This window comes from Aeromonas sp. 5HA1 (assembly GCF_029237245.1).
In the GTDB taxonomy this organism is placed as follows: Bacteria; Pseudomonadota; Gammaproteobacteria; order Enterobacterales; family Aeromonadaceae; genus Aeromonas; species Aeromonas salmonicida.
In genome coordinates this window covers 112,553-138,124 of sequence record NZ_JAACFW010000010.1, presented here as the reverse complement: position 1 = coordinate 138,124, position 25,572 = coordinate 112,553, and the positions used below count along the sequence as shown (strand labels likewise).

The following is a 25,572-nucleotide window of genomic DNA, read 5'->3' as shown; positions in this document are numbered from 1 at the left end:
GTTACCCCCATTTTCGCCCTTATAAAATGTAATGGAATGTAACATGTGGTTGACATGATTTTGTGGGAAAACTACAAAAAAATTTGTTTTATTGCACCATTTTTGGCACCTCAATGGCCTGTTTACGCCATTGTGACGGCCTGGAATCCTGCCAGCCGCGAGGTAGGAATGCGTCGCAATACCCGCCGTCAGCGCGCCCTGTGGCGGGCCATCGCCGCGTCTCCCACCATGATGGCGCTGGGGTCATTGTGGGGCAGTGCTCCTGATGCAAGTTGGCGAAAATCATCGCTGGCGCTGGCTTCTTCTCGTGCTGAGGCCATCGATTTGGCAGCTCGTTTCGGCCAGAACGCCATCTATTGGGTGGAGCAGGGCGAGCTCTGGTTGCAGCCCGTGCTGATTAAAGGCGAGCCACTCCATTTGGGCAAAATTGAATCCCACTGGATTGTCAGATCAACGGCTTGATGAAAGAATGAGCGAATTCATGTCCATGGAAGGAAGCTTATGATGCTGGATCTACTACCCGACCTCTGCGATCAACACGGTGATGCCCTGCAAGTCGCCGATCCACTGTTTCACGATTTTGGTGGCAAGCCGCTGTTTTATGGCCAGGCGGTCACGCTTTCCTGTTATGAAGACAACAGCCTGGTGCGAGAGCTGGTCAACCGTCCCGGTCAGGGGAGGGTGATGGTGATTGATGGCGGCGGCTCGTTGCGCCGTGCTTTGCTCGGCGATCAGCTGGCCATCAAGGCGGCGGAGCAGGGTTGGGAGGGAATAGTGATCTTTGGCGCTGTGCGCGATGTGGGGACACTGGCAACCCTGGCGCTGGGAGTCAAGGCGTTGGCAGCTTGCCCGGTCAAAACAGAGAAGCTGGGTCAGGGAGAGCTGGATGCCGTGGTGTCGTTTGCCGGTGTGACCATACATCCGGGTGACCATGTTTACGCCGACCTCAACGGCGTACTGGTCAGTGCCACCCGGCTTATCTGATCGGTCAGAAGTTGAAGCCTACGCCCAGGCTGAGGGAGTGCTCAGTACTGAATGCACTCACGCCGTAGTTGGCCGTGATGGCAAGCTGCGGTGTGAGCAGCAGGCTGGTGTTGAGCTCCAGCAGTGTGCTGGCCTTGTGCACTTCCAGCTGTTTGAGCTGACTGCCGATGTTCAATGTGGGGGAGAACTGGTAGCGCACCCCCGAGCTCAGGTTGTAGCCGGACTGTTCGCTGTGCGGGCCTATGGCCGGGCCTGCTTCCATGTAGAGACTGACGTCATCCATGATCGGATATTGATAGCCGGTGTTGATGAGCCAGAGGTCGAAACTGTCGCTGTGATGAGTCTGGCTGTCGAGCAGCACGCCTGAGTAGCTTTTGATGTAGAGCTGGCTGTCAGCCTCGCTCTTGAGGAAATCCCAGTCGGCGGCCTGAGCGCTGAGGCTTAAGCATGAAACCAGTGTGACGATGAGTGATTTGACCATTCTTTTCCCCTCCCTGGGTCCGGAACAGGAATACAAGCATGGCACATGCCAGTTGGTAGTAAAGGGAACGGAGATCACAATAAAAGAGTTTTAATCTGCCTCGATCTCGTGATAAACAGGCCACCATCATCACGTTCCTTCCCCTATTTCGCTTATATCAAGAGGTGAACCCATGAACAAGAAACTGACCCTGCTGGCCGCATTGGCTCTGGGAGGCTGCGCCATGACCACTGGTTCCAATCTGGCTGCGCTGCAAGCGTCTACCTGGCAACTGCAAGGTGCGAGCGATGATACCTTCACCCTGCAAGTAGCGGGTGACAAGGTGGCGGGCAAGGGCGGCTGCAACCGCTATTTTGGCGGTATCACCCAGCAGGGTGACGGCGTATTGACACTGGGTGCCATGGGCTCGACACGCATGATGTGCCCGGGTGATCTGGCGGGCAAAGAGATGATCTATCTGCAGCAACTGGAGAAGGTGGCGACCTTCAAGGTAAGCGGCAAGCAGCTGGTGCTGAGCGATGCCAACAAGGTTGCACTGCTCACTTTCGACGCCATGCCTGCGGCCAAATAACTGATATTTCTGTCAGGGGTTGTCGTAGCGTGAGCCGGCAGCTGTCATCAAAAAGGGACGCCGCGGCGTCCCTTTTTCAATACTGCGCCATAGCGTTGTGGCAAGACTCCCGGTTCTGCCGTCGCAATATGCATTGCATCTCAAGTTGGCAGCAAGGCGAGGCTCGCCTCTTCATCCCCCTCGCTGAAACTTGAAGCGCTTCTTGCGCCGATAGGGATAGACATCCTCGAACACCCCCACCTTGATGTTGCTCTGCAGCATCTTCCAGTAGTTGGCGTCGAACATCTCCTTGTGCAGCTGCAACATGATCTCCCGCACCAGTGGCTTTTGCAGCAGGAAGGTGGCGAACTCTTCGGGGAAGATGTCGTTGGGGGCCACCGAGTACCAGGGCTCGGCGCACAGCTCATCCTCGGGATAGCGCGGCGGCGGGATCTGGCGGAAGTTGCACTCCGTCATGTAGCAGATCTCGTCGTAGTCGTAGAAAACCACCCGGCCGTGACGGGTGACGCCAAAGTTCTTGAACAGCATGTCCCCCGGGAAGATGTTGGCCGCCGCCAGCTGCTTGATGGCGTTGCCGTACTCCTCCAGCGCGAGGCGAGTCTGCTGCTCGTCCGCCTTGTCCAGATAGAGGTTGAGGGGGATCATCTTGCGCTCTGTGTAGAGGTGCTTGATCACCAGTTTGTCGTCGCTGATGGTGAGGGCCGACGGCGCCACCGTCTTGAGTTCGGCCAGCAGCTCGGGCGAGATGCGATCCAGGGGAAACTCGAAGTTGGTGAACTCCTGGGTATCGGCCATCCGGCCAACCCGATCGTGCTGTTTAACCAGTCGGTACTTTGCCTTCACCTGCTCGTGGCTCACATCCTTGGGTGGGGTGAACTCGTCCTTGATCACCTTGAACACCACGTCGTAGGAGGGCAGCGTGAACACGCTCATCACCATCCCCTTGATGCCGGGGGCGATGATGAACTGATCCCGACTCTGGGCCAGATGGTGGCGGTAGTGGCGATAGAGCTCGGTCTTGCCGTGCTTCTGGCAGCCGATGGCGTTGTAGATCTCGTAATCGGGCTTGTGGGGCATGATTTGGCGCAGGAAGGCGACAAACAGCGCCGGTTCGCGGGCATAGACCATGAAGTAGGCGCGGGCGAAGCCGAACACGATGGAGGCCAGCTCCGGCTCGAAAATGACGGTATCCACATAGATGCTCTGGCCTGTGCTGAGCAGCGGCAGAATGAAGGGGAACACCTGCCCCTTCACCCGAATAAGTCCCACCAGATAGGCGCCCTTGTTGCGGTAGAACACCTCTTTGAGCAGCTCGATGGCGAAGGGCTCTTCATGCAGGATATGCGGGCCGTTCTCGGCAAGATGGCGGTGGATGTCGACAATGTCGCGCTGCTTGTCCTCATAGGGGAGGGTGAAGCTGTAATCCCCCAGCATCTGGCTCAGGGTCTGGGGCAGATGGGTGAGGTCAGTGCGATAGACCCGCAGCAGGGCGCTCAAATCGGGATGCTCCCCCCGGCTGCGAAAGGGATGGATGTAGAGGTTCTCGTCGCGAATGTTGCGATGGCGGAAGATGCGGCGATAGACGGAGTTGAAGAAGGACTCCGCCACCTCGAAGTTGTCACAACGGGGCAGCAGATCGCTGAAGGCGCCTTTCACCCGTTTGAGCAGCTCCTGAGTGGCGTGATGCTCCCCCATCATCTGCTTGATCAGGGCCGTGGTGGCGCCCACGTGGTGGTCGTAGAGGCGAATGCGCTCGCGTCCGGCCAGCTGCACTCCCAGCCAGTCACTGTTTTCGAAGCGGCTCTTGCTGCCCTGGGTTATTTCGAGAAACCGGCTGTAAAACGACTCGAAGCGTTGCAAGATAGTCTCGGCGACGGCCTGTTCCAATGGCTGCTGCATCTCTCTCTTCCTTGTGATGTGTCGGCCGGTATGGCGGCTGAGTCCGGGGCTGGTCTGTCGTCCTGTCCTTGCCCTGCAAGCGCTCAATCACTCACGGCATTCATGCCGAGAATGGCTGGCAGTTTGTTCACACGTCTGGCCACTATGGCAACATTCAAACATCTGTTCAAGTGGCAATTTTTGGGGATAAACGGTAGATTGCGCCCCTGTTTTGCCGACGGTTTGCAGCCTGTTTCAGATGTCGGCCCAGCCCAAGAGGAAACCCAATGAAGCTCTATTTTGTACTGGTGGCACCTGCCCGGGCACCCAATGTCGGGGCTGCTGCCCGCGCCATGAAAACCATGGGCTTCGATGCCATGCGACTGGTGGCGAGCCGGGTACACGAAGAGGAGGAGGCAAGCTGGGTGGCCCATGGGGCGCAGGAGATTTTGACCCAGGCCGAGGCGTTCGACACCTTGCCAGAGGCACTGGCTGACATGGATCTGGTGATCGCCACTACGGCCCGTCAGCGCGGCCGCTATCAGCACTACCTCACGCCGGGGGAAATTCGCGATCAAATCCGTGCCAAGCCGTCTCTCAACAAAGTCGCCATCGTGTTTGGTTGTGAAGAGTCCGGCCTTTCCAATGAGCAGCTGGCCCATGCGGATTTGCTGAGCTACCTGCCCCTCAAGGTGAGCTACCCGTCCCTGAATCTGGGGCAGGCGATCATGCTGTATGCCTACGAGATGAGCCAGTTGCTGGATGAGCCGCAAGCCGTAGCAGAAAATTTTGATAGCGTCGGACAGGTTCGTGTACTGAAACACAAAACAGCAGAAATACTTGGTGAACTCGGAGTTTCACAGGATGAAAAACTGCACCAATGGGTGATGGACCGGGTGCCCATGCTGCCACAGCGGGATTTGAACATGCTGCATCTGCTCTGCAAAGACCTTGCTCGCCGATTTGGCAAAGAGGTTTAAGTTGACAGCCCAAGGCCAGCCGCGGTATTGCTAAAAGCCAGCTTCGTTCAAGAGTGTTCGTCATGCAGTTATTCACCAACGTCATCACCACCACCATTATTACCGGTACCACCACAGGTGGCACTGGGGCCGGTTGATGCGCTGACGAACAAGCACAGAAATCAGAAAAGGCCCGTACCCACCCAGTACGGGCCTTTTTGTTGGATTGGTTTTTAGATTGAATTTCATAGATTTACAGGGAGAGAAAGCGATGAGAGTGTTGAAGTTTGGCGGGTCGTCACTGGCCGATGCAGAGCGTTTTTTACGGGTAGCGGATATCGCGGTCAATACCCACGGCCAATCCCAGGTTGCCCTGGTGTTGTCGGCACCGGCCAAGGTGACCAATCATCTGGTCGCCCTGGTGGAGCAGACCAGTCGCGGCATGGATGCCAGTTCCACCCTGTTTGAAATCAACGGCATCTTCTCCCGCCTGCTGGCCGGATTGAAGGCAGCCTATCCGGCGCTGGATGACAAGGCGCTGCTGGCCCGTCTCACTGCCGAGCTGGATCAGGTCGAGCGGCTGATGCAGGGCATTCGTCTGCTGGGCCTCTGCCCGGACAACGTGCAGGCCCGCATCCTGAGCCGTGGCGAGAACCTCTCCATTGCTTTCATGCACGAGTTGCTGCGAGTGCGTGGCCTCGAGCTGGACATCATAGTGCCGGAGCAACTGCTGGTCACCGACGGCGGCTATCTGGAAGCCCATGTCGACATCGAAGCCTCCCGCCTGCGCTTTGCCGCCAAGGGGCTGCGTCCAGTGGTAGAGGGGCAGGGCCCCGCTGGAAAAGAGTCATGCCTCTACCTGATGCCGGGCTTCACCGGTGGCAGCGACAAGGGCGAAACCGTGCTGCTGGGTCGCAATGGTTCGGATTATTCCGCCGCCGTTCTGGCAGCCTGCGTCGATGCAGAATGCTGCGAGATCTGGACCGACGTGGAAGGTTGCTACAACTGCGACCCTCGTCTGGTACCGGATGCCTACCTGCTCAAGACCCTCTCCTATAAAGAGGCGATGGAGCTCTCCTATTTTGGCGCCAAGGTGCTGCACCCGAAAACCATCGCCCCCGTGGCCCAGTTCCACATTCCCTGCCTCATCAAGAACAGCTTCAACCCGCAGGGGCCGGGCACCTTGATCGGCGTTGAGCAGGGGGATGATGACCTGAAAGTGAAGGCCATCTCGGATCTCTCCGGCATGTGCATGTTCAACGTCTCAGGCCCCGGCATGAAGGGCATGGTGGGCATGGCGGGCCGCATCTTCTCCGCCGTCTCCCGCGCCGGGGTCAGTATCGTCCTCATCACCCAGTCATCCTCCGAGTACAGCGTCAGCTTCTGTATCCACAGCTATGACCAGGAGAAGACCCGCAAGGTGCTGGAGCGCGAGTTCGAGCTCGAATTCAAGAACCAGCTGCTGGAGCCACTGGATATCATCAGCGATCTGGCGATCATCTCCCTCATCGGTGACGGCATGCGCACCAGCAAGGGGATGGCAGCCCGCTTCTTCACCTCGCTGGCGCAAGCCTCCATCAATATCGTCGCCATCGCCCAAGGCTCGAGCGAGCGCTCCATCTCCGCAGTGGTGCGGGATCGCAAGGTAGCGGAAGCCATCAAGGCCTGCCATCAGAACTTCTTCGGCAGCCAGCAGTTCATCGACCTCTTCGTGGTCGGTGTCGGCGGCGTTGGCGCAGCCCTGGTGGATCAGATTGCCCGCCAGCAGCCGGTGCTCGCCGAGCAGGGCACTGGTCTGCGGGTGGTCGGCATCGCCAACAGCCGCCAGATGGCGGTCAACAAGGATGGGCTGGCGCTGGCCAACTGGCGTGAACAGCTGGTGGAAGCCCGTGACAGCTTCAGCCTGGAAGCGGTACAAAAGTTGGTGGAAGAGAGCCACCTCATCAATCCCGTGATCGTCGATTGCACCTCCTCCGAGGCCATCGCCGTCCAGTACGCCGACTTCCTGGCCGCCGGTTTCCATGTGGTGACCCCGAACAAGAAGGCCAACACAGGGTCGCTCGATTACTACAAGGCGCTGCGCCGCACCGCTCGCCAGACTCGCCGCAAGTTCCTGTACGAAACCAACGTCGGCGCTGGCCTGCCGGTCATCGAGAACCTGCAGAACCTCATCAAGGCCGGTGACAAGCTGCGCGCCTTTGATGGCGTTCTGTCCGGGTCGCTCTCCTTTATCTTCGGCAAGCTGGATGAGGGCATGGCCTTCTCCGACGCAACCAAGATTGCCCGCGGCAACGGCTTTACCGAGCCGGATCCCCGCGATGACCTCAACGGCATGGATGTGGCGCGCAAGCTGCTCATTCTTGCTCGCGAGGCAGGCATGGCGCTGGAGCTCTCCGATGTGGAAGTGGAGCAGGCGCTGCCGCCGGGCTTTGACGTCAGCGGCGATGTGGAAGCCTTTATGGCCCGCCTGCCCGAAGCTGACGGCTGGTTCCGCGACCAGTTCGCGGCCGCCCAGCGTGAAGGCAAGGTGCTGCGCTATGTGGGTTCCATCGAGGGTGGCAAGTGCAAGGTCGCCATCAAGGCGGTCGGTGGTGATGAGCCGCTGTTCAAGGTGAAAGACGGGGAGAACGCGCTCGCCTTCTTCTCCACCTACTACCAGCCGATCCCGCTGGTGCTGCGCGGCTATGGCGCCGGCACCGAAGTGACTGCCGCTGGCGTCTTTGCCGACGTGCTGCGCACCCAGAACTGGAAGCAGGAGTTATAACCATGAGTTCAGAGATGAACCCCTATATGGCGGAAGGCGGCATGGGTAATGACAGAAGTGTGGTCGCCTACGCTCCCGCCTCCAGCGCCAACCTGAGCGTGGGATTCGATGTACTGGGGGCGGCGCTCGCCCCCGTGGATGGCTCTCTGCTCGGCGATCGGGTGCAGGTGAAAGCCCCTCTCCCAGCAACAGCGGTGCCTTTTGCGCTCTCATCCGTGGGCCGCTACGCCCACAAGCTGCCGGATGATCCGAAAAAGAATATCCTGTTCGACTGCTGGGTGGCCTATGGCGAGGCGCTGGAGAAGCGTGGCCTGACCATGCAGCCGCTCGAAATGGTGCTGGAGAAGAACCTGCCGGTGGGCTCGGGTCTGGGTTCCAGCGCCTGCAGCGTGGTGGCCGCGCTGGAGGGGCTCAACGCCTTCCACGGCGAGCCCCTTAATGAGCACGACATGCTGCTGCTGATGGGGGAGATGGAAGGGCGCATCTCCGGCTCTGTTCACTACGACAACGTGGCTCCCTGCTATCTGGGTGGCATGCAGCTGGTGCTGGAAGAGCACGGCGTCATCAGTCAGGGCATTCCGGTGTTCGAGCAGTGGTACTGGGTGGTCTGCTACCCGGGCACAGTGGTGTCTACCGCTGCCGCCCGCGCCATACTGCCTGCGCAATATCGCCGTCAGGATTGCCTCACCTACGGTCGTCGGCTGGCTGCCTTTGTCCACGCCAGCTACACCGGGCAAGAAGGGTTGGCCGCGAGCGTACTAAAAGACGTGATTGCCGAACCTTACCGCGCGGCGCTCATTGAAGGCTTTGCCGAGGTGCGGGCCCAGGCGGCCCAGAACGGGGCGCTGGCCACCGGCATCTCTGGCTCAGGCCCCAGCGTCTTCGTGGTGATGAAGGATCTGGCCCAGGCCGAGCGCATGAAGGATTGGATGGACGCACATTTTGTGCAGAACGAAGATGGATTTGCCCGGGTCTGCAAACTGGACATGGCCGGGGCACGGGTAACAGGAAGCGAGCTATGAATCTTTACAATATCAAGGACAAGAGTGAACAGGTGAGCTTCGCGCAGGCGGTGCGTCAGGGTCTGGGCCGCGATCAGGGGCTCTTCTTCCCCGAGGTGATAGCGCCGCTGGCCGATGTGGATGCCCTGCTGGCGTTGCCGCTGGCCGAACGCTCTGCCCGCATCATCAGCCACCTGCTGGGGGACGAAGTGCCTGCTGCGAAGGTGAGCGAGCTGATTAACGCCGCTTTCACCTTCCCGGCGCCGCTGGTCAAATTGAAAGATGGCACCTATGCCCTTGAGCTGTTCCACGGCCCGACCCTGGCATTCAAGGATTTCGGTGGCCGCTTTATGGCCCAGTGCCTCGCGGCCTTTAGAACTAACGACAAGATCACTATCCTCACCGCCACCTCCGGTGATACCGGCGCCGCCGTGGCTCACGCCTTCTACGGGCTGGAGGGGATCGAAGTGGTGATCCTCTACCCGAAGGGCAAGATCAGCCCCTTGCAGGAGAAGCTCTTCTGCACCCTCGGCGGCAACATCCGCACCATCGCCATCGATGGCGACTTCGATGCCTGTCAGGCACTGGTGAAAGATGCCTTCGACGACGAGGCGCTGAAAAAGGCGATTGGCCTCAACTCCGCCAACTCCATCAATATCAGCCGTCTGCTGGCGCAGGTTTGCTACTACTTCGAGGCGGTGGCCCAGTTGCCGAAAGCCGATCGCGCCAAGGCGGTCATCAGCGTGCCGTCCGGCAACTTTGGCAACCTCACTGCGGGCCTGATCGCCAAGGCGCTGGGGCTGCCGGTGAAGCGCTTTATCGCCGCCACCAACGCTAACGACACTGTGCCGCGCTATCTGAAAACCGGTCAGTGGGAGCCGCATCAGACAGTGGCAACCCTGTCGAATGCCATGGATGTCAGCCGCCCCAACAACTGGCCGCGGGTAGAAGAGCTCTGCCGCCGCGAAGGCTGGGCGCTGGAGACCTTGGGCTCTGGCATGCGCAGCGATGCCCAGACCCGCGATGCGCTCAAACGGCTGCACCAGCTGGATTACCTCTGTGAACCTCACGGTGCCATCGCCTGGGATCTGCTGGGGGAACAGCTGGCCGACGATGAGGTGGGGGTGTTCCTCTGCACCGCCCATCCCGCCAAGTTCAAGGAGTCGGTGGACGAGATCCTCAATCTGGATGTGCCACTGCCCGGCCCGCTCGCCAAGCACGCCGAGCTGCCGCTCTTGTCCCACAACCTGCCGGCGGAGTTTGCTCGCCTAAGGGCCTTCCTGCTCGGTTAAGTTGATTGTCAATCCCCCGACCTCGGGGGATTTTTCTATCTGTTGTTTTTATCCGTGACATGGCGGGCAAGCCGCCCCATAAGGAGTGAAGATGAATCAGCATTCCCTTCGAACCCTCATTGCAACCTGCGACGCCGCTATCTCCCGGCGCGATTTCGACGCCCTGATGGCCTTCTACGCCGAGGACGCCGCCCTGGTGGTAAAGCCCGGCATGGTGGTGCGCGGTATTCCCGCCATCCGCCGCGCCTTCACTGCCATCTCGGATTACTTTCAGGGGCAGCTCAAGGTGGAGCAGGGGGCCATGGAGGTGATCGAGGGGGCCGACAATGCCTTGGTGATCATGGAGACCCGGCTCAATTACCCGGATGGTCAGGGGGGCCTGACTGATGAAACCCGCCGCGCCACCTATGTGTTTCGCAAAGACGCCGATGGGCAGTGGCGCTGCACCATAGACAACTCCTATGGTACTGCGCTGCTGGCGGTGGTGGATCCCGTGCCTCTAGCCTGAATGCTAAACAGGGGCTATCGCAGAGTGGGGGCTGGTACAAGCCCCCGAATGGCAGGAAATCAATAAGCTGCTGATATAGAAACACTTGTTAGACGTTGCTGTGGTGCGTCGCCGGTTTGTTGCAGGTTCTCTCCGCCATAGTGGCTGCGCGCAGAAGAATAAAAATCATGGGAAAAAACCGCTGATGGGGAGTCCCTTGACCAGCCGGTCGGTGGCTGTTAATCAGGGTGCTGCATGAAGCCATCATGGACGAACAAGGCCGGGACCCTGCTCAGGGTTGGTTGCCGATGGCCGGATAATAACGAATCAGGGAGCAACCCATCATGTGGCCGTACCGAAAAATAATGACTCAGTCCCTCAAAACCCCTTTGGTGATCGCCAGGATCATCTTCTACTTCGCCTTGCTCATGCTGCTACCGCTGCCTTTTATGGTGACTGCAGACTCTGTTCTGGTGGCAAGTGGGCGTGTTTATTACTTCCTTTTCTCGCTGCCCATAGCCATGGTGCTGATGCTCATCTCTAGCCTGATGGCCATCATGATCGCGAAAGTGGAAGCGCTGAATAACCGTTGATGGTGAGAAGCCCATCCCTGCTCGCCGATGCAGATAGTGACTCGTCAAACAGGATAAACGGGAAACAAAAAATCCCCCGAGCGCGGGGGATTTTTATTGCGCGAACAGGCCGCGCTGCGTCAGAACCGGGAGGCTAGAAACCTTGTGGTCACCGGTTTGTTGTACCTAGGTTTTCTGACTGTCTGTTAGTGGTGAGCGCCGACAGGTCTACTCTACGGCCGTTTTTTCACAGCTGGGGTTGCCCAAATCGTCGTGAACACTGCAATCCCAGTTATGCGCGCCATCGCTGAGCTGGTCGTATTCCACCTTGGCTGCGGCCAGATTGACCCCTTCCAGTTCGGTCGGCTTGATGTTCACATACCAAACGCGTGTGCCATCGGTGACGAAGTTCTCCTGCAGCGGTTTGATTAGGTCGCTGTCGACCCCTTTTGGCAGGGGGCCCTGCAGCTTGTTGCCACTGTAGAATCCATCCTTGGTCACGGCCGACGAGAAGTTCAGGCAGTGGAAGCTGGCGGCATCCACTGCTTGTTGAGCCTCGCCCTTGAAATAGAGAGTGTCATCGATCTTGGCCCACCCTTGACAGGTATCGTACAGCGCGACTTTGCCCTTGTGGGGGATGACTTTGGTCTGTTCGGCCACATAGTAGTAGTGACGCTGGTCGGCGGCCTGACCATGGGCCGTCTTCAGGTGCTTGGGATCTGCCCCCTCGAGTACTTCGCCGGTGACGAGAAATACATGGCGCCCGTCACTGGCGAAAGGGTGGTCGAGCAATGCAAACGCGGCTGTATTGACCGGCACCTTGATTTGCTCGCAATAGGCATAGGCCTGCTGCCCGCTCAGCAGGAAGCTGCCAAGCGCCTTGGCCGTGTTGATATCAAAGCTTGCGGGCAATCGCTGGTCGTTACAGAAATAACGGCCTTGTGAGAGGGCAATGCTGAAATCATCGTTGCGATATGTGACATCAAAGTCTGTTGGCAACGCATCTGCAAGGGGTTTGCCTGGCAGGTTGCCATAGGGTTTGAAGACCACCTTGCCTGCTTCAAGTTGATAGGGTGCAGTGATTTCGGCATTGGTCACTAGCGGCAGACAGCACACCAGCAGGGCGCAGTAGCGAACGTTCATAAGGACTCACTGTTTATTGAATAGGTGGGTGATGATGCAAAACGGCAGCCTGGGTCTCGAGAAAACAGCACGTCCCCAAAGTGGTGCCGTTTGGCATCATACTTAAGGTGGTTTCCATATGGCAAGCATAAAGCAGCGTCAAGGCAACCCACCCGGGGGGCGGGGGTGCTTTGCGACTTTCAAATTGGGAGACTTTCAAATTGGGACACCCACCTTTTTGACAGCAGCATAGCGCTGTACTTGGCTTGAGATGAGAGGTCACAGTCGGGGGGAGGAGCCATGACTATTGCCCGTTCACGTCAAATCAGTCTGCAGGATACGCCTTACTACCATGTGGTCAGCCGCTGTGTGCGGCGGGCTTTTCTGTGCGGGGAAGATGCCCATTCCGGTCAGAGTTACGAGCACCGGCGCCAGTGGGTAGTCGACAAGTTGGGCCAACTGTCGCGGCTATTTGCCATCAGCGTCTGTGCTTATGCGGTGATGAGCAACCACTATCACTTAGTGCTGACTTTCAAATTGGGACACCCACCTTTTTGACAGCAGCGCATTGCTGTACTTGGCTTGAGATGAGAGGTCACTGTCGAGGGGTGAGCCATGACCATTGCCCGTTCACGTCAGATCAGCTTGCAGGATACGCCTTATTACCATGTGGTCAGCCGCTGTGTGCGGCGTGCTTTCCTGTGCGGGGAAGATGTTCATTCCGGCCAGAGTTACGAGCACAGGCGCCAGTGGGTAGTCGACAAGTTGGGCCAACTGTCGCGGCTATTTGCCATCAGCGTCTGTGCTTATGCGGTGATGAGCAACCACTATCACTTAGTGCTCAAGGTGGAGCAAGATACCGCCTCCAGTTGGAGCGAACGGGAAGTGGCCGAGCGTTGGGTAGCGCTGTTCCAGTGGCCGTTGTTGGTACGGCGCTGGTATCAAGGGGAATCCTTGATTGAGCCCGAACTTATGGTGGTGCAGCAACTGATAGAGGAATGGCGGGAGCGGCTTCATTCCATCAGCTGGTTTGTGCGGCTGCTCAATGAAACCCTGGCACGGCAGGCCAATCGGGAAGATGGCTGCAAGGGCCATTTCTGGGAAGGGCGCTTCAAAAGCCAGGCCCTGCTCACCGAGTCAGCCCTTCTGGCCTGCATGGCGTATGTGGACCTCAATCCGATACGGGCTGGATTGGCCGATCGGCCCGAGCAGAGTGATTACACCAGTATCAAACAGCGTCTCGAGAAAGATCCCGGCACCGATGTTTTGTCACCACTATTGCTGCCGTTTGCCAGTAAGTGCGAACCTGACGGCCTGCCCTATGCCTTTTCTGACTATCTGATGCTGGTTGACTGGACCGGCCGTGCAATTCGGACCGACAAGCGGGGTTATATTCCGGCCCACCTGGCCCCAATCTTGGCGCGGTTGGGCCTTGATGGTGTCCGATGGCTGAAACAGGTGATGCTGTTTAGGCGACAAGGGCTCAGAGTTGTGGGAGACAAGGCACATTGTCGGCAGTTCGCCCGCCACTGTGGTCAACAACGATGTCATCAGCCACCTTACTAATCCGTTAGCCCCTGTCTTCTCCCCGTTTTTGGCATATGTTCCGGTGTCAGGCATTGCCACGTTTGTACAAGTGAACTGTCAGGAAAAAACGCTCGTTTGCCCGATTTTTACTGTTTTCTTGGAGTCAGCATTCATGATTGCAGAGATAGCCAGCCGAGCAGTGGCTGCCTCAGAAAGGTGGGTGTCCTAGATTTTCCCGTTACTGTTTTCCTGGGGGCAGTATTCATGATTGCAGAGATAGCCAGCCGAGCAGTGGCTGGCTCGGAAAGGTGGGTGTCCTAATGTTTGTTTTCCTGGGGGCAGTATTCATGATTGCAGAGATAGCCAGCCGAGCAGTGGCTGGCTCAGAAAGGTGGGTGTCCTAATTTCGATTTTTCGCTAATCGAACCTACGTGCTGAAAGGGTTTTGTACTTGGAAGAGGGCGAAGGGCACACTTGAGTGGTTTTTACTTCTGGCATATTGGCAGCTTTCAGGCTCAGCATACTCGGACTAACAGTGTAACAAACTAGGGAGAGAGTGTGTTATGACTAAGTGAGAATGTTTTTTATGAGTTGCCTATCTAGAAAAGTTCATGGAATAGGGTGGGGAAATATTCAGCCACAATGTGCAAGCATCAAATAACTATAATAATCATTCCATGTGATTTTCCCGCCAAGAAAAAATCAACAACACTTGAGTTGCTATGGGATTTTAGCTGCCCCCCTCCGTGAGGATGGGAAGGGGGGGGTTAATTATTTTTTGCCAGTATCTATGCTCCATTCATAGTCACCATACTTTTGTTTTAGGTCATCATCTGTAAGATTTAAGTTTTTTATCGAATTAGCTTCAATAATATCTCGGTTGTACTCCTTTTTAATATGCAACGAATATAGTTTATTTCTCTGTGCAGATTTAATCGCCGCCCTAGAGCTATCTCCAATGCCTGCAGTGCTATCAATTGTGGCAATGGTTATCTTTTTCTTAGACATCACTCGTGCCCCCTATGACATCAGATATGAAATGTTTGCTATGACTCATGTAGACTATAGAAGGATTTCGCTCCGATGTCGAAATTTTACACACCGATGTCCACGCAGCGTCCCCCATAAGTCTATAAAATGTTACAGTTGGCTCGTTTGAGTATTGATCAAATATTAAAGATAATGGAACGTAACGCCCCGTTTCCTCAAAGCGTTTGAATGCTCTCTTGGTTGACTCTACACGGTCTATACTGACATATACCAGATGAACGTCATACCCTTTACGCTTTAAAGCATCTCTAATATCGCAAATTGATTGTTTATCATGGCCAATTTTAGGGATGACCAGATTGGCTTTCTGAAAAACCATAAACTCATATAGAGATGGCTCATCTCTATATTTATCTGACAATCCGAATGTTACAAGAATTGATTCCTCATGAACAATACTGGCACCATGAGGTTTTGAATACTCAGGAAATTTTCTCTTGGCAAAATCAGAGTCGATTATTGCAGCACCCATCTTATGGGCAATTTTTGTAGAAAAATAGGATTTTCCAGAGGCAGGCAAGCCCGTTATAATATATGCTTGATTTTCATTTTTCAAACCACCTTCCGGTATAACGCCACCATTCCCCAACTTTATTTCATCATCATTGTTTAATAGTGGCATGAACACCAGTTCATCAAAAATGATCTTTCTCAGTTTCTTCCTGTCACTGTCGGATGCGTATCCTATATGCCTGTAGTCGTCAGAGCTTAAAGTATCCTTGCTCTCGCAATTCATTAGCATATTTTCTGCCGTTACAAGCTTTTGAATATAGTCACCAAGTTCATTCGTATCTCTAACTTCGAGAGCCTTTATTAGAAAATTACCAGCTAATTTGTCTGTATTTAAAGGTCTTAAATAACTACCCATATTAAATCCTAAGTAATGCCCATATTAGGGGCGCCACTGATAAAACTTGTGTGTTTTTATTTTTACATTTAGGGTTATTAATATAACCGCTGACATGAAATGTTATAGACAACAATTTTACATAAAGTTGTCTTATAGAACATTTTATAATGCAAGCACGTGCGCGATTCTACTAGGTACTAATATAGTATTAAGCTCTAACATTATTCCCTTCTGACTCCATTAGCTTTGCAAATTTTTCCCAAGACATTCTATATTTATTGATGTAGTTATTTGATGGTAACCACTCAATATTTCCTTTGCTAATTAGTAAAGTCCCCAATTTCTGATTATCTGACTTCACCTCAATTTCAACATCTTTGTGTGATACAATTTTAGTATGAATATTAAGGCTGACTTCATGTGTAGGCATATTGCTACCTATATGTTTATGAAATTAATAATAAACGCCAATTGTTATTTATATTTTTGCATAAGATACTATTGAGTTGGTTGGCGTCGAATAAAGATCTATATCTAGAGCCTTATCGTTACTGAATAAAGTGTATTTGCCCCCGCTCCACGCTACCGCCCGTGGATTACAGCTTCCAATATGCTCCATTGACCAGCGAGGGCTGAGGCCCATCACAGATGAATAGGCACCGGATGGCTATGTTAAGCCAATCGAATCTGCTCTCACCAGTCAAAAATTGACGTAACTATCAGGAATATCTGCGTTTTATGCGCTGGCTCAACAAATCACACTGACTGGGCACCGGATTCCCATGGCCCTTGGTTTTATTGGGGTTGGCTGGTGTGGGTTGGAATAGGATGGCTGGCTTGCCGTTGGAGAAGGTTGGTAGGGGCCAATCCCGTTCTGCCAATCGGCGCTATAGTGCGGGCGATGGTTGCCCGGCTCCGTGTCCCAAGCTGGCGAGGCGGGGGATCTGCGGCAACAATCAGCAGTTGCAACCACATCACAATAAGGAACGTCATATGAAGCGTATTGCCATCCTGTTCGGCCTGTTTTGTACCGGCGCGCTGCTGACCAGCACTGCCTTTGCCCAGGACTCTGCCCAGTTGCAGTGCGAGGCGCAGGCCGCGGCCAAAAAACTGGCGGGCGCCGCCAAGACCAGCTTTATCGGCAAGTGCGTGAAAGATGCCACCGGTGCCAAGACTGGTGAGTGCGAGAAGGCAGCGGCCGACAAGAAGCTGGCTGGCGCGGCCAAAAACAGCTTTATCCAGAAGTGCGTGAAAACCAATGCGGCCACCGACAAGACTGCTCAGTGCGAAAAGGCGGCGGCTGACAAGAAGCTGGCTGGCGCGGCCAAGAACAGCTTTGTCCAGAAGTGCGTCAAATCGGCATAAGCTGAGAGCTCGACAGTGCATGCTAGCGGGGGGCCATCAGGCCCCCTGCGCTTTTTGGGGCGCACTGATGGCGCGGGGCACCAGGCTTGTATCGGGGCGGCAATAGCGACACTATTGACTCCTTTTATGGGGTCCGCAGAGGTGCAGCCATGACCTGTCGTTACCGGACGAGGCGTTGGCGAGCCGCATTTGTGCGGGATTACGCGGGATAAAAGGGAGCAGAGCAGGATGACGGAAGGCACGGCGTGGCGCTGGCTCAATGAACCGGTCGAGTGGCACCAGACAGACGACGGCTTGCAGGTGGTGACAGACCGGCAGACCGATTTTTGGCGCAGCACCTGGTATGGCTTCGAGCGCCACAGCGGGCACCTCTATGGCTGCGAGGTTGAAGGGGAGTTTACCTTTCAAGTCTGCATCGAGGGGGAGTTCACCACCCTCTACGATCAAGCGGGGTTGATGCTGCTGCAAGACGACGAGCACTGGCTCAAGGCGGGGATCGAGTACAACGATGCCCAGCCGATGATCGGCAGCGTGCTGACCAATCCGCATTCTGACTGGGCCACCGGCATTTTCACCGGCAATCCGCGCCGCTTCTGGCTGCGGCTGACCCGGCTGGCCGATTGTCTGCGTTTGCAATATTCCACCGATGGCAAGGTGTGGCCGCTGCTGCGCCTCGCTCCGTTCCCGCCAAGCGAGCGCTGCTTTATCGGGGTGATGTGCTGCACCCCCGAGCGGCAGGGGTTGGCGGTGCGCTTCTCTGACCTGCGCCTCACGGCGCCCCTTGGCAAGGCGCTGCATGACCTGAGCTAGTTACTCGGCTCACAACAGCACTCACTGTCTCGCTCTCGCCCTTATCCCGGTCAGGCTCAACCGAACCGGTAGGAGCCCATATAGAGGCTGCCGCCGTCCCAGCTGTCGTGCAGCTTGTGGGGCCTGTCCTTGCCGGCGGCCCCCAGGGCTACAAACAGCGGGCGCAGGTGATCGTCATGGGGGTGTGCTTCCACCGCTCCCGGGGCTCGCGTTCTGTACTCTTCCAGCGCGGGCCTGTCACCCTCGCTCATGGTCTGCTCCAGCCAGTTCACAAAATCGCTGGCCCAGCCGGGGACGGGCGAGTTGTCCGGCCCGAGAGCCCGCAGGTTGTGGGTAATGGCGCCGGAGGCCAGTATGCCTATCCCCTGTTCGCGCAGGCTCTGCAGCGCTTCCCCCAGTTGCCATAGCTGGGCCGGGCTGAAACTGGCCGGAATGGAGATCTGCACCAGGGGGATCTCGCTTGCCGGGTCTATCAGGGAGAGCGGCGACCAGACGCCGTGATCCAGCTCGCGGCGCACCTGTGTAGCCGGCAAGCCCGCCAGCATCAGCTGATCGCCTACCGCCTCTTGCAACCACAGCGGACTCGTTGCCGGCCAGCGAATATGGTAGAGCGGCTCCGGAAAACCGTAGAAGTCATACATGAGCGCCGGATTGGGCTCGACGTTGATCTGCAACTCGGTGCGGCTGAACCAGTGTGCCGAGATCACCACCAGTCCCTTGATATCGCCAAGGCGCAATGTTTTCAGGAAGTGGGTGGCTGACTGGTCGCGCAGAACCAGATCCGGAGCGCCGTGAGAGATAAACCAGACGGGGGCGATAGACATGACAAGACTCCATATAAGCTGTGTCGGTACGCATTGCGTACCCGAAACCGGGATCAGGGCGTCGGGCCACTGACGATGGGGTCATTATCTGCCTGGGATGCAAGGTTAACAATCTAGCGCTATGTATAAGCACTGTTCACCATTGGTTGATAGTAACAGTGGTTGGCGTAACAGGGCAGGGCCGCAGACAAGCAGAAATAACAAGGCCAGCGCAGTGCGCTGGCCTTGGCATAGGAAGCTGTCGAGGGACGGACTTACTGGATGTCCAGCAGCTCAACGTCAAAGATCAGCACGGGCGCTCAGTGGGATCTTGCCAGCGGCGCGATTGGCATAAGCCTGCTTATTGGATACCCAGCAGCTCAACGTTGAAGATCAGCACGGGCGCTCAGTGGGATCTTGCCAGCGGCGCGATTGCTATAAGCCTGCTTATTGAATACCCAGCAGCTCAACGTCAAAGATCAGCACGGATCCCGGCGGTATTTTGCCAGCGGCACGGTCGCCATAAGCCAGATTGGCGGGGATGTAGAAGCGGGTCTTCTCACCTTCCACCATCAGCTGTACCCCTTCGGTCCAGCCAGCAATCACCTGATTGAGGCCAAATTCGATGGGCTCGCCGCGGGCGACCGAGCTGTCGAAGACGGTGCCGTCCAGCAGCTTGCCCTCGTAGTGCACCTTCACTTTGCTGGTGGCAGTGGGGTGAACCGTGCCAGTGCCCGGGGTCAGTACCTCGTATTGCAGACCGGAGGCCGTGGTGGTCACCAGAGGTTTGTCTTTGTTACCGGCGAGGAACTCGGCGCCCTTGCGCACATTTTCCACCGCTTGTTTTTTGTTGTTGCTGCTGGAGTAGAAGTAGTAGGCGACACCGGCAATCAGCAGCGCGATCAGAATGAATTTCATCAGTTTTTCCTTAAAGGCAATGAAGGCGGCATCTTATCCCAGTCGGGGAGGGAGGGCGAGCCGGGACACAGGAGGATGTGATGGGGCAGACAGACGACGAGGGGGCCAGGATCCAGCCCCCTCGCCTCATTAGGGCGGATTACTTAGCCGCCACCATCATGAGGGCGGGCAGGGCGAAGAAGAGCCCGGCCACATAACCCAGTGCCAGCAGCTTGTTTTCGCTACCGACCCGGGCCAGCCCCTCGGCGGCCTTGATGGGCAATTCCCGCAGGAAGGGCACGCCATAGATGAGCACAACGGCAAACAGGTTGAACAGCACATGCACTAGGGCTATGGTCAGCGCCAGCTTGGCACCGGCACCGCTGATGGCGGTGGCCGCCAGCAGGGCCGTGATGGTAGTACCTATATTGGCCCCCAGGGTGAAGGGATAGAGCTGGCGAGTGCTGAACACGCCGCCACCGGCCAGGGGTATCATCAGGCTGGTGGTGGTGGAGGAGGACTGCACCATGACGGTGACCAGGGTACCGGAGGCGATACCGGTCAGCGGGCCACGACCCAGTGCCTTGTGCAGCAGCTCCTTGGCGCGACCTACCAAGACCTGTTGCAGTACCTTGCCCAGATAGGTAACGCAGGCGAGGATCAGCAGTATGCCGATGACGATGGTGGCAATGGCGGCACCCTTGCCCGGCAAGAAGGCGACCGCGCTGTCGACAAGGTTGAGTGCAGGGGCAGTGAGGGGTTTCATAAAGTCCACCCCTTTCATCGACAAGTCGGCGGAGCCCACCAGCAGCGTAGCCAGCCACTCGGCGCTCTTTTGCAGCAGACCGAACATCAGCTCAAGCGGCAGGAAGATAAACACAGCCAGCAGGTTGAAGAAGTCGTGCACGGTCGCAGCGGCAAAGGCGCGGCGAAACTCGGCTCTGTCCCTGATATGACCCAATGAGACTATGGTGTTGGTGATGGTGGTGCCGAGGTTGGCCCCCATCACCATGGGGATGGCCATGCCGATGGGCAGGCCGCCCGCCACCAGACCGACGATCACCGAGGTGACAGTGCTGGAGGATTGCACCAGGGCCGTCGCCAGTATGCCGAGCAGCAGGGCGACAAAGGGATTGTTTGCGAAGGCGAAGATCTGGGCTGCGCCCTCTGCGCCGCCGGAGAAGCCCTTGAAGCCGTGGGAAACGGCGCCAACGGCAACCAGAATGATGTAGACCAGTGCGATAACCGTGACCCAGTTGAACAGCGATCTGAAGTGGGATGTTCGCTGTTGTGGCAAGGATTGCGTCTGTTGCATGTAGCCTCTTGAGGACGGTGATACCGTTCGGGGTTGAAGTAGACCTGCGCATTTAATCAAGGCTCTATGACAGAAATATTACAAAGTGACACTTTTATGATGGTTTGATGACAAGGCTGCACAGAGGGCCGGATAACAAGAAGGGGAGCCATGGCTCCCCTTCTGCTTTTTGCTGTGTGTCGCGCCCCCTTATTGGGAGTCGGCAGTCTCTTCGTACTGACGGAAGGGAATGCGGAACACCGCCAGACGCAGGAACAGATAGGTGACACCTAGACCCGCCCAGATCAGGCCCAGCTCCAAGGAACTCTGCTCCAGGTTGATCCAGAGCGCACCGATAGTGGCGGCGCCGAGCAGCGGCAGCAGCAGGTAGAGCAGGTGATCCTTGATGCTCTTGTTGCGCTTCTCGCGTACCCAGAACTGGCCTATGACCGACAGGTTGACGAAGGTGAAGGCCACCAGGGCACCGAAGTTCACCAGCGCCAGCGCTGTGTCGAGATCAAACGACACGGCGGAGAGGGCGAGACAGCCCACCATCAGCACGTTGATGGCTGGCGTCCGGTATTTCGGATGGATGTAGCCAAACACCCGCTCCGGGATCATGCGATCGCGCCCCATGACGTAGAGGATGCGGGACACGCCTGCGTGCGCCGCCATGCCGGAGGCCAGTACCGCCACTGTGGTGCACACCAGCACCACGCTCTGGAAGAAGGCGCCGCCGACATAGAGGGCAATCTCGGGCAGCACGGCGTCCGGCTCCTTGAAGCGGGCCAGATCCGGGAAGTAGAGCTGCAGGCAGTAGGAGACCACCACGAAGATGACACCGCCGATGAGGGCTGTCAGCACGATGGCGCGCGGTATCACCTTGCCGGCGTTCGGGGTCTCTTCCGACAGCGAACTCAGGCCGTCGAAGCCGAGGAAGGAGAAGCAGAGAATGGTCGCACCGGTAAAGAGCGGCACCACGCTGGCGGATTCGAAGTGGAACGGCCGGCTGCTCATCAGGGTCGCTGCGCCCTCACCCTGGTAGATGCCCCAGCCCATCAGACCGATGAAGAGGGTGATGATGGCCAGCTGGATCACCACGATCAAGCCATTGAAGTTGGCTACCAGGTTGATGCCGCGCAGGTTGAGGAAGGTCATCACTGTCACCAGACCGAAGATGAAAATCCAGGGATCAACTCCGGGGAACATGGCGGTCAGGTAGATCTTGGCCAGCAGGATATTGATCATTGGCATGAACATGTAGTCGAGCAGGGAAGACCAGCCCACCATGAAACCGACGTAGGGGTTGAACACCTTCTGGGCATAGGTATAGGCAGAGCCCGCAGAGGGGAACTTGCGCACCAGATGGCCGTAGCTGAACGCGGTCAGCAGTATGCCGCCCAGCGCCAGCAGATAGGCGGTTGCGACCCGACCTTCGGTAATGTCACCAACGATGGCGAAGGTATCGAACACGGCCATGGGGGTCAGATAGGCGAGGCCCATCACCACCACTTGCCACATGCTGAGGGTTTTCTTCAGACGAACGGGTTGCTGGCTCATTCAGGCTTCCTCCTTGCACGGGCGGCAGGAAGTGGAATGGCTTGAGGCCATGGGACCGGGTTCTCGCGTACTCACAACATCGGTATGCAAACCACAGACGTTGGTCGCGCGGCGACCAAAGCAGGTTCCGGTGGCGACCGGAGACAAAGCAAACAAGAGCCCCATGTTTTTCCTCATTGCGGCATTAGGTTCATCTGAACCTTGATATCATTTCCGGAAGTTGTCCGGCCTCGAGTGGTAATAAAATTTTTCAAAATGAAAAATAACCGATGTGGGATCACATCGGTTATGAAAGCGGCGGGATTTTGCCCCAGATGGGGGGGGAAGACAAGCCACTAAAGGCATTCCGGGCAAGAGAATTATCAATGACCTGTTTTATATCAATGAATGGCGCCGTCACCCGTTCGGGGGATATCGGCGCCAGCCCAGTGTTGGCAAGGCTTGCGGCTCAATAGGTCGGCAAGGATACGCGCCAGAAGGTGGTACGCAAAAACAGATAAATTCCCCCTATGGCAGCCCAGATAATGCCGAGGATAAGAGAGGTTAGTTCGAGATTGAGCCAGAGAATCGCGACAGTCCCCGCCCCACACAGGGGCAGCATCAGATATTGCAGGTGATCCTTAAGGGTTTTGTTGCGCCCCTGACGCACGTAATAGCAGGCGATCACCGACAGATTGACCACGGTAAAGGCCACCAGGGCACCAAAGTTGATCAGGGCCAGGGCGATTTCCAGATCGAAGCTGATGGCCGACAGCGCCAGTATGCCCACCAGCAGGATGTTGAACACGGGGGTCTGCCACTTGGGGTGGATATAGCCGAAGGTGCGCTGGGGCAGCACCTTGTCCCGCCCCATCACGTAGAGGATGCGGGAGACACCGGCGTGGGAGGAGAGTCCCGACGCCAGCACGGCCACGCAGGCACAGACCAGCACCACGCTCTGGAACAGCTTGCCGCCCACATAGAGGGCAATCTCGGGCAGCACGGCATCCGGCTCCTTGAAGCGGGAGGCATCCGGGAAGTAGAGCTGCAGGGCATAGGCCACCACCACGAAGATGAGGCCCCCCAGCAGCGCGGTCAGGAAGATGGCCTTGGGGATCACCTTGCCGGCGTTGGGTGTCTCTTCACTGAGGGCGCTCAGGCTGTCAAATCCCAGAAAGGAGAAACAGAGGATGGTGGCGCCGGTCAGCAGTGGCAACACCTCTGTGTTGACGCTGTAGATTGGCTGCAGGCTGACGGTGCCGACCCCTTCCCCCTGGGCGATGCCGTATCCGATCAGGGCCAGAAACACCACCATGATGGCGATCTGGATCAAGATGATGACGCCGTTGAGGTTGGCCACCAGATCGATGCCGCGCAGGTTGATGAGGGTCATCAGTGCCGTCATGGCGCAGATGAAGATCCAGGGTTCGATGCCGGGAAACAGGGCGGTCAGGTAGATCTTGGCCAGCAGCATGTTGATCATCGGCAGGAACATGTAGTCGAGCAGGGATGACCAGCCCACCATGAAGCCCACCACGGGGGAGAACTCCTTCTGGGCATAGGTATAGGCGGATCCGGCAACCGGATAGTGGCGCACCATCTGGCTATAGCTGGTGGCGGTGAACAACACGCCCACCAGGGCCAGCAGGTAGGCGGTAGTCACATGGCCCTGAGTGATGTCGGTGACGATGCCGAAGGTATCGAACACCACCATGGGGGTCATATAGGCCAATCCCATCACCACCACTTGCCACAGGGTCAGGGTTTGCTTCAATCGAGCCGGGCGTTGAGCCATTGGCCTCTCTCCTCGAATTTGGGGCGTGTGTCCCGCGCCGCAGGCAGGCGAAGGACGCGTGACAGTGTGGCTGGCCCTGGAAGGAGCCCAGCGCGCCTGTCATCATTTTTTGGGGCGGGGATGATACCGTATGAGCAGGCCGTCCGCGATGGGCGGCCTGGAGTTATCTCACGGTATTTTTCGCCATGACCGATGAAACCGGGTGGATCTAGCCCTGACTGGCGGCGGTGAGCGCCTGTTCCAGCAGAGCCAGCCCTTCCTCGATCAAGGCCGGAGTGGCGGTAAGGGGCGCCAGGAAGCGGATGACGTTGGCCCGCACGCCGCAGGAGAGCAGCACAAGCCCGCGTTTGCCGGCCTCGGCCACCAGCCGTTTGGTGAGATCCGGGTCAGGCTGGCTGGCATCCCGGCCCTTGACCAGCTCCATGGCCACCATGGCGCCGGGGCCGCGAATGTCGCCGATGCAGTCAAAACCCTCGGCCAACTGATGCAGGCGAGCCTTGATCTGCGCCCCTTGAGCCAGGGCTTTCTGGTTGAGTTGCTCCTCTTCGATCACCTCCAGCACCGCCAGGGCGGCGGCGCAGGCGATGGGAGAACCTGCATAAGTGCCCCCCAGACCGCCTGGCTTGGCGGCGTTCATGATGGCCGCCTTGCCCACCACGGCCGAGAGAGGGAAGCCACCGGCCAGACTCTTGGCGAGCGTCATGATGTCTGGTTCTATGCCGCTGTATTCAGTGGCAAAGGTTTTGCCGGTGCGACAGAAACCGCTCTGGATCTCGTCACAGATGAGCACTATGCCGTGCTGATCGCACAGCTTGCGCAGGTTCTGCATAAAGCTGGGAGAGGCGGAGTAGAAACCCCCTTCACCCTGCACGGGTTCGAGAATGATGGCTGCCACCCGGGCCGGTTCTATATCCGAGCTGAAGCAGAGATCCAGCGCGGCCAGGGCATCGGCCTCGCTCACCCCCAGGTAATCGCTCGGGAAGGGCAGGTGATAGACCTCTCCCGGGAAGGGGCCGAAACCCGTTTTGTAGGGCACTACCTTGCCGGTGAGCGCCATCCCCATCATGGTGCGACCGTGGAAGCCCCCCTTGAAGGCGATGGTGCCGCTGCGGCCCGTGTGGGCGCGGGCTATCTTGATGGCGTTCTCCACCGCCTCGGCGCCGGTGGAGAGAAACAGGGTGCGTTTTGGCGTAGGGCCGGGCACCAGGGCGTTGAGCTTCTCGGCAAGCTCGATATAGCCGGGGTAGGGGGTGACCTGAAAACAGGTGTGGCTGAATTTTTCGAGCTGTTCACGCACTGCCGCCACCACTTTAGGGTGGTTGTGGCCCGTGTTGAGCACGGCGATGCCGGAGGCAAAGTCGATGTAGCGGTTGCCCTCCACGTCCCATAGCTCGGCGTTGAGAGCCTTGTCGATAAACACCGGCAGCAGGGTGCCGACGCCGTTGACCACGGCCGCTTCACGGCGGGCCTGCCAGGCCTGGTTGTTGTCTGCATGGCTATCTGAATGACTCATCTTTCCTCCCTGAGAGGC

Annotated in this window: 24 protein-coding genes and 1 pseudogene; 13 read left to right on the top strand and 12 right to left on the bottom strand. The window is 57.2% G+C overall.

The window, feature by feature from the left end; translation table 11 throughout:
- The first annotated feature begins 45 nt into the window (after positions 1 to 45).
- Complete coding sequence (locus GWQ27_RS11285; protein ID WP_275907386.1) at positions 46 to 462, top strand: DUF3293 domain-containing protein; 417 nt, start codon at positions 46 to 48, stop codon at positions 460 to 462.
- Between the two features lie 42 nt (positions 463 to 504).
- Positions 505 to 984, top strand: a complete 480-nt coding sequence (locus tag GWQ27_RS11280) for a putative 4-hydroxy-4-methyl-2-oxoglutarate aldolase (RefSeq protein WP_275907405.1) — start codon at positions 505 to 507, stop codon at positions 982 to 984.
- 4 nt (positions 985 to 988) lie between these two features.
- Here the strand turns inward: GWQ27_RS11280 and GWQ27_RS11275 are convergent, their stop codons facing one another.
- Positions 989 to 1,465 (bottom strand): hypothetical protein, encoded by a 477-nt coding sequence (locus GWQ27_RS11275; RefSeq protein ID WP_275907385.1) that lies wholly within the window; start codon positions 1,463 to 1,465, stop codon positions 989 to 991.
- Positions 1,466 to 1,637: 172 nt separating this feature from the next.
- On the opposite strand from GWQ27_RS11275, the gene GWQ27_RS11270 reads away from it, so the two are divergent.
- A complete protein-coding gene (locus GWQ27_RS11270; protein ID WP_005312410.1) occupies positions 1,638 to 2,036 on the top strand; it encodes an META domain-containing protein in 399 nt (132 codons plus the stop codon).
- Positions 2,037 to 2,207: 171 nt separating this feature from the next.
- Here the strand turns inward: GWQ27_RS11270 and aceK are convergent, their stop codons facing one another.
- Positions 2,208 to 3,935 carry a bifunctional isocitrate dehydrogenase kinase/phosphatase gene (aceK, locus tag GWQ27_RS11265; RefSeq protein ID WP_275907384.1) on the bottom strand — a complete coding sequence of 576 codons (1,728 nt, stop codon included), beginning with the start codon at positions 3,933 to 3,935 and terminating at the stop codon, positions 2,208 to 2,210.
- Between the two features lie 266 nt (positions 3,936 to 4,201).
- Between aceK and GWQ27_RS11260 the strand changes: the two genes are divergently transcribed.
- The 6 genes from GWQ27_RS11260 to GWQ27_RS11235 all read left to right on the top strand — a co-directional run bounded on the left by GWQ27_RS11260 (position 4,202) and on the right by GWQ27_RS11235 (position 11,010).
- Entirely contained in the window at positions 4,202 to 4,894 is a 693-nt protein-coding gene (locus GWQ27_RS11260; protein WP_005312418.1) for a tRNA/rRNA methyltransferase, read from the top strand.
- Positions 4,895 to 5,144: 250 nt separating this feature from the next.
- Positions 5,145 to 7,637, top strand: a complete 2,493-nt coding sequence (thrA, locus tag GWQ27_RS11255) for a bifunctional aspartate kinase/homoserine dehydrogenase I (RefSeq protein WP_275907383.1) — start codon at positions 5,145 to 5,147, stop codon at positions 7,635 to 7,637.
- A 2-nt stretch (positions 7,638 to 7,639) separates the two neighbouring features.
- Complete coding sequence (gene thrB / locus GWQ27_RS11250) at positions 7,640 to 8,659, top strand: homoserine kinase (RefSeq protein WP_275907382.1); 1,020 nt, start codon at positions 7,640 to 7,642, stop codon at positions 8,657 to 8,659.
- Positions 8,656 to 9,930, top strand: a complete 1,275-nt coding sequence (gene thrC, locus GWQ27_RS11245) for a threonine synthase (protein ID WP_275907381.1) — start codon at positions 8,656 to 8,658, stop codon at positions 9,928 to 9,930. The genes thrB and thrC overlap by 4 nt, the downstream gene beginning before the upstream one ends.
- Positions 9,931 to 10,021: 91 nt before the next feature.
- The gene (locus GWQ27_RS11240) at positions 10,022 to 10,438 is read left to right on the top strand and encodes an SgcJ/EcaC family oxidoreductase (protein ID WP_275907380.1); all 417 of its coding nucleotides are present in this window, start codon (positions 10,022 to 10,024) and stop codon (positions 10,436 to 10,438) included.
- Positions 10,439 to 10,782: 344 nt separating this feature from the next.
- Positions 10,783 to 11,010 (top strand): hypothetical protein, encoded by a 228-nt coding sequence (locus GWQ27_RS11235; RefSeq protein ID WP_236556298.1) that lies wholly within the window; start codon positions 10,783 to 10,785, stop codon positions 11,008 to 11,010.
- A gap of 207 nt (positions 11,011 to 11,217) precedes the next feature.
- Here GWQ27_RS11235 and GWQ27_RS11230 read toward each other — a convergent pair whose 3' ends face one another.
- Positions 11,218 to 12,132 carry a hypothetical protein gene (locus GWQ27_RS11230; RefSeq protein ID WP_275907379.1) on the bottom strand — a complete coding sequence of 305 codons (915 nt, stop codon included), beginning with the start codon at positions 12,130 to 12,132 and terminating at the stop codon, positions 11,218 to 11,220.
- A 279-nt stretch (positions 12,133 to 12,411) separates the two neighbouring features.
- Between GWQ27_RS11230 and GWQ27_RS11225 the strand changes: the two are divergent.
- Positions 12,412 to 12,639 (top strand): annotated as a pseudogene (locus tag GWQ27_RS11225) (alpha-amylase family glycosyl hydrolase); the annotation flags it as partial.
- 87 nt (positions 12,640 to 12,726) lie between these two features.
- Positions 12,727 to 13,677: a transposase gene (locus GWQ27_RS11220; protein ID WP_275907378.1), complete on the top strand. Its 951-nt coding sequence runs from the start codon at positions 12,727 to 12,729 to the stop codon at positions 13,675 to 13,677.
- 732 nt (positions 13,678 to 14,409) lie between these two features.
- Here the strand turns inward: GWQ27_RS11220 and GWQ27_RS11215 are convergent.
- From GWQ27_RS11215 to GWQ27_RS11205, 3 genes are all read right to left on the bottom strand, one after another.
- Positions 14,410 to 14,646, bottom strand: coding sequence for a hypothetical protein (locus GWQ27_RS11215; RefSeq protein ID WP_275907377.1), 237 nt, complete (start codon positions 14,644 to 14,646; stop codon positions 14,410 to 14,412).
- Positions 14,639 to 15,556 carry a zeta toxin family protein gene (locus GWQ27_RS11210; RefSeq protein ID WP_275907376.1) on the bottom strand — a complete coding sequence of 306 codons (918 nt, stop codon included), beginning with the start codon at positions 15,554 to 15,556 and terminating at the stop codon, positions 14,639 to 14,641. The genes GWQ27_RS11215 and GWQ27_RS11210 overlap by 8 nt, the downstream gene beginning before the upstream one ends.
- Before the next feature lie 190 nt (positions 15,557 to 15,746).
- Positions 15,747 to 15,968, bottom strand: a complete 222-nt coding sequence (locus GWQ27_RS11205; RefSeq protein ID WP_275907375.1) for a hypothetical protein — start codon at positions 15,966 to 15,968, stop codon at positions 15,747 to 15,749.
- A gap of 563 nt (positions 15,969 to 16,531) precedes the next feature.
- Here GWQ27_RS11205 and GWQ27_RS11200 point away from each other — a divergent pair.
- Both GWQ27_RS11200 and GWQ27_RS11195 read left to right on the top strand, forming a co-directional pair.
- Complete coding sequence (locus tag GWQ27_RS11200; RefSeq protein ID WP_275907374.1) at positions 16,532 to 16,903, top strand: hypothetical protein; 372 nt, start codon at positions 16,532 to 16,534, stop codon at positions 16,901 to 16,903.
- A gap of 228 nt (positions 16,904 to 17,131) precedes the next feature.
- Positions 17,132 to 17,713, top strand: a complete 582-nt coding sequence (locus GWQ27_RS11195) for a DUF1349 domain-containing protein (protein WP_275907373.1) — start codon at positions 17,132 to 17,134, stop codon at positions 17,711 to 17,713.
- Between the two features lie 56 nt (positions 17,714 to 17,769).
- Here the strand turns inward: GWQ27_RS11195 and GWQ27_RS11190 are convergent, their stop codons facing one another.
- From GWQ27_RS11190 to gabT, 6 genes are all read right to left on the bottom strand, one after another.
- On the bottom strand, positions 17,770 to 18,537 hold the full coding sequence (locus tag GWQ27_RS11190) for a class III extradiol ring-cleavage dioxygenase (RefSeq protein ID WP_275907372.1): 768 nt from the start codon (positions 18,535 to 18,537) through the stop codon (positions 17,770 to 17,772).
- Between the two features lie 426 nt (positions 18,538 to 18,963).
- Positions 18,964 to 19,434 (bottom strand): FKBP-type peptidyl-prolyl cis-trans isomerase, encoded by a 471-nt coding sequence (locus GWQ27_RS11185; protein ID WP_169046537.1) that lies wholly within the window; start codon positions 19,432 to 19,434, stop codon positions 18,964 to 18,966.
- Between the two features lie 139 nt (positions 19,435 to 19,573).
- Complete coding sequence (locus GWQ27_RS11180) at positions 19,574 to 20,728, bottom strand: Na/Pi symporter (protein WP_275907371.1); 1,155 nt, start codon at positions 20,726 to 20,728, stop codon at positions 19,574 to 19,576.
- A 189-nt stretch (positions 20,729 to 20,917) separates the two neighbouring features.
- A complete protein-coding gene (locus GWQ27_RS11175) occupies positions 20,918 to 22,267 on the bottom strand; it encodes an APC family permease (RefSeq protein WP_059112892.1) in 1,350 nt (449 codons plus the stop codon).
- A gap of 448 nt (positions 22,268 to 22,715) precedes the next feature.
- Complete coding sequence (locus GWQ27_RS11170) at positions 22,716 to 24,041, bottom strand: APC family permease (protein ID WP_275907370.1); 1,326 nt, start codon at positions 24,039 to 24,041, stop codon at positions 22,716 to 22,718.
- 208 nt (positions 24,042 to 24,249) lie between these two features.
- Positions 24,250 to 25,554 (bottom strand): 4-aminobutyrate--2-oxoglutarate transaminase, encoded by a 1,305-nt coding sequence (gabT, locus tag GWQ27_RS11165; protein ID WP_275907369.1) that lies wholly within the window; start codon positions 25,552 to 25,554, stop codon positions 24,250 to 24,252.
- Positions 25,555 to 25,572 lie beyond the last annotated feature (18 nt).

What these genes read in the sequence shown, in the direction of transcription:
- GWQ27_RS11280 (WP_275907405.1), top strand. Translation starts at nt 505, where the DNA reads ATGCTGGATCTACTACCCGACCTCTGCGATCAACACGGTGATGCCCTG.
- GWQ27_RS11275 (WP_275907385.1), bottom strand. Translation starts at nt 1,465, where the DNA reads ATGGTCAAATCACTCATCGTCACACTGGTTTCATGCTTAAGCCTCAGC.
- GWQ27_RS11270 (WP_005312410.1), top strand. Translation starts at nt 1,638, where the DNA reads ATGAACAAGAAACTGACCCTGCTGGCCGCATTGGCTCTGGGAGGCTGC.
- aceK (WP_275907384.1), bottom strand. Translation starts at nt 3,935, where the DNA reads ATGCAGCAGCCATTGGAACAGGCCGTCGCCGAGACTATCTTGCAACGC.
- GWQ27_RS11260 (WP_005312418.1), top strand. Translation starts at nt 4,202, where the DNA reads ATGAAGCTCTATTTTGTACTGGTGGCACCTGCCCGGGCACCCAATGTC.
- thrA (WP_275907383.1), top strand. Translation starts at nt 5,145, where the DNA reads ATGAGAGTGTTGAAGTTTGGCGGGTCGTCACTGGCCGATGCAGAGCGT.
- thrB (WP_275907382.1), top strand. Translation starts at nt 7,640, where the DNA reads ATGAGTTCAGAGATGAACCCCTATATGGCGGAAGGCGGCATGGGTAAT.
- thrC (WP_275907381.1), top strand. Translation starts at nt 8,656, where the DNA reads ATGAATCTTTACAATATCAAGGACAAGAGTGAACAGGTGAGCTTCGCG.
- GWQ27_RS11240 (WP_275907380.1), top strand. Translation starts at nt 10,022, where the DNA reads ATGAATCAGCATTCCCTTCGAACCCTCATTGCAACCTGCGACGCCGCT.
- GWQ27_RS11235 (WP_236556298.1), top strand. Translation starts at nt 10,783, where the DNA reads ATGACTCAGTCCCTCAAAACCCCTTTGGTGATCGCCAGGATCATCTTC.
- GWQ27_RS11230 (WP_275907379.1), bottom strand. Translation starts at nt 12,132, where the DNA reads ATGAACGTTCGCTACTGCGCCCTGCTGGTGTGCTGTCTGCCGCTAGTG.
- GWQ27_RS11220 (WP_275907378.1), top strand. Translation starts at nt 12,727, where the DNA reads ATGACCATTGCCCGTTCACGTCAGATCAGCTTGCAGGATACGCCTTAT.
- GWQ27_RS11215 (WP_275907377.1), bottom strand. Translation starts at nt 14,646, where the DNA reads ATGTCTAAGAAAAAGATAACCATTGCCACAATTGATAGCACTGCAGGC.
- GWQ27_RS11210 (WP_275907376.1), bottom strand. Translation starts at nt 15,556, where the DNA reads ATGGGTAGTTATTTAAGACCTTTAAATACAGACAAATTAGCTGGTAAT.
- GWQ27_RS11205 (WP_275907375.1), bottom strand. Translation starts at nt 15,968, where the DNA reads ATGCCTACACATGAAGTCAGCCTTAATATTCATACTAAAATTGTATCA.
- GWQ27_RS11200 (WP_275907374.1), top strand. Translation starts at nt 16,532, where the DNA reads ATGAAGCGTATTGCCATCCTGTTCGGCCTGTTTTGTACCGGCGCGCTG.
- GWQ27_RS11195 (WP_275907373.1), top strand. Translation starts at nt 17,132, where the DNA reads ATGACGGAAGGCACGGCGTGGCGCTGGCTCAATGAACCGGTCGAGTGG.
- GWQ27_RS11190 (WP_275907372.1), bottom strand. Translation starts at nt 18,537, where the DNA reads ATGTCTATCGCCCCCGTCTGGTTTATCTCTCACGGCGCTCCGGATCTG.
- GWQ27_RS11185 (WP_169046537.1), bottom strand. Translation starts at nt 19,434, where the DNA reads ATGAAATTCATTCTGATCGCGCTGCTGATTGCCGGTGTCGCCTACTAC.
- GWQ27_RS11180 (WP_275907371.1), bottom strand. Translation starts at nt 20,728, where the DNA reads ATGCAACAGACGCAATCCTTGCCACAACAGCGAACATCCCACTTCAGA.
- GWQ27_RS11175 (WP_059112892.1), bottom strand. Translation starts at nt 22,267, where the DNA reads ATGAGCCAGCAACCCGTTCGTCTGAAGAAAACCCTCAGCATGTGGCAA.
- GWQ27_RS11170 (WP_275907370.1), bottom strand. Translation starts at nt 24,041, where the DNA reads ATGGCTCAACGCCCGGCTCGATTGAAGCAAACCCTGACCCTGTGGCAA.
- gabT (WP_275907369.1), bottom strand. Translation starts at nt 25,554, where the DNA reads ATGAGTCATTCAGATAGCCATGCAGACAACAACCAGGCCTGGCAGGCC.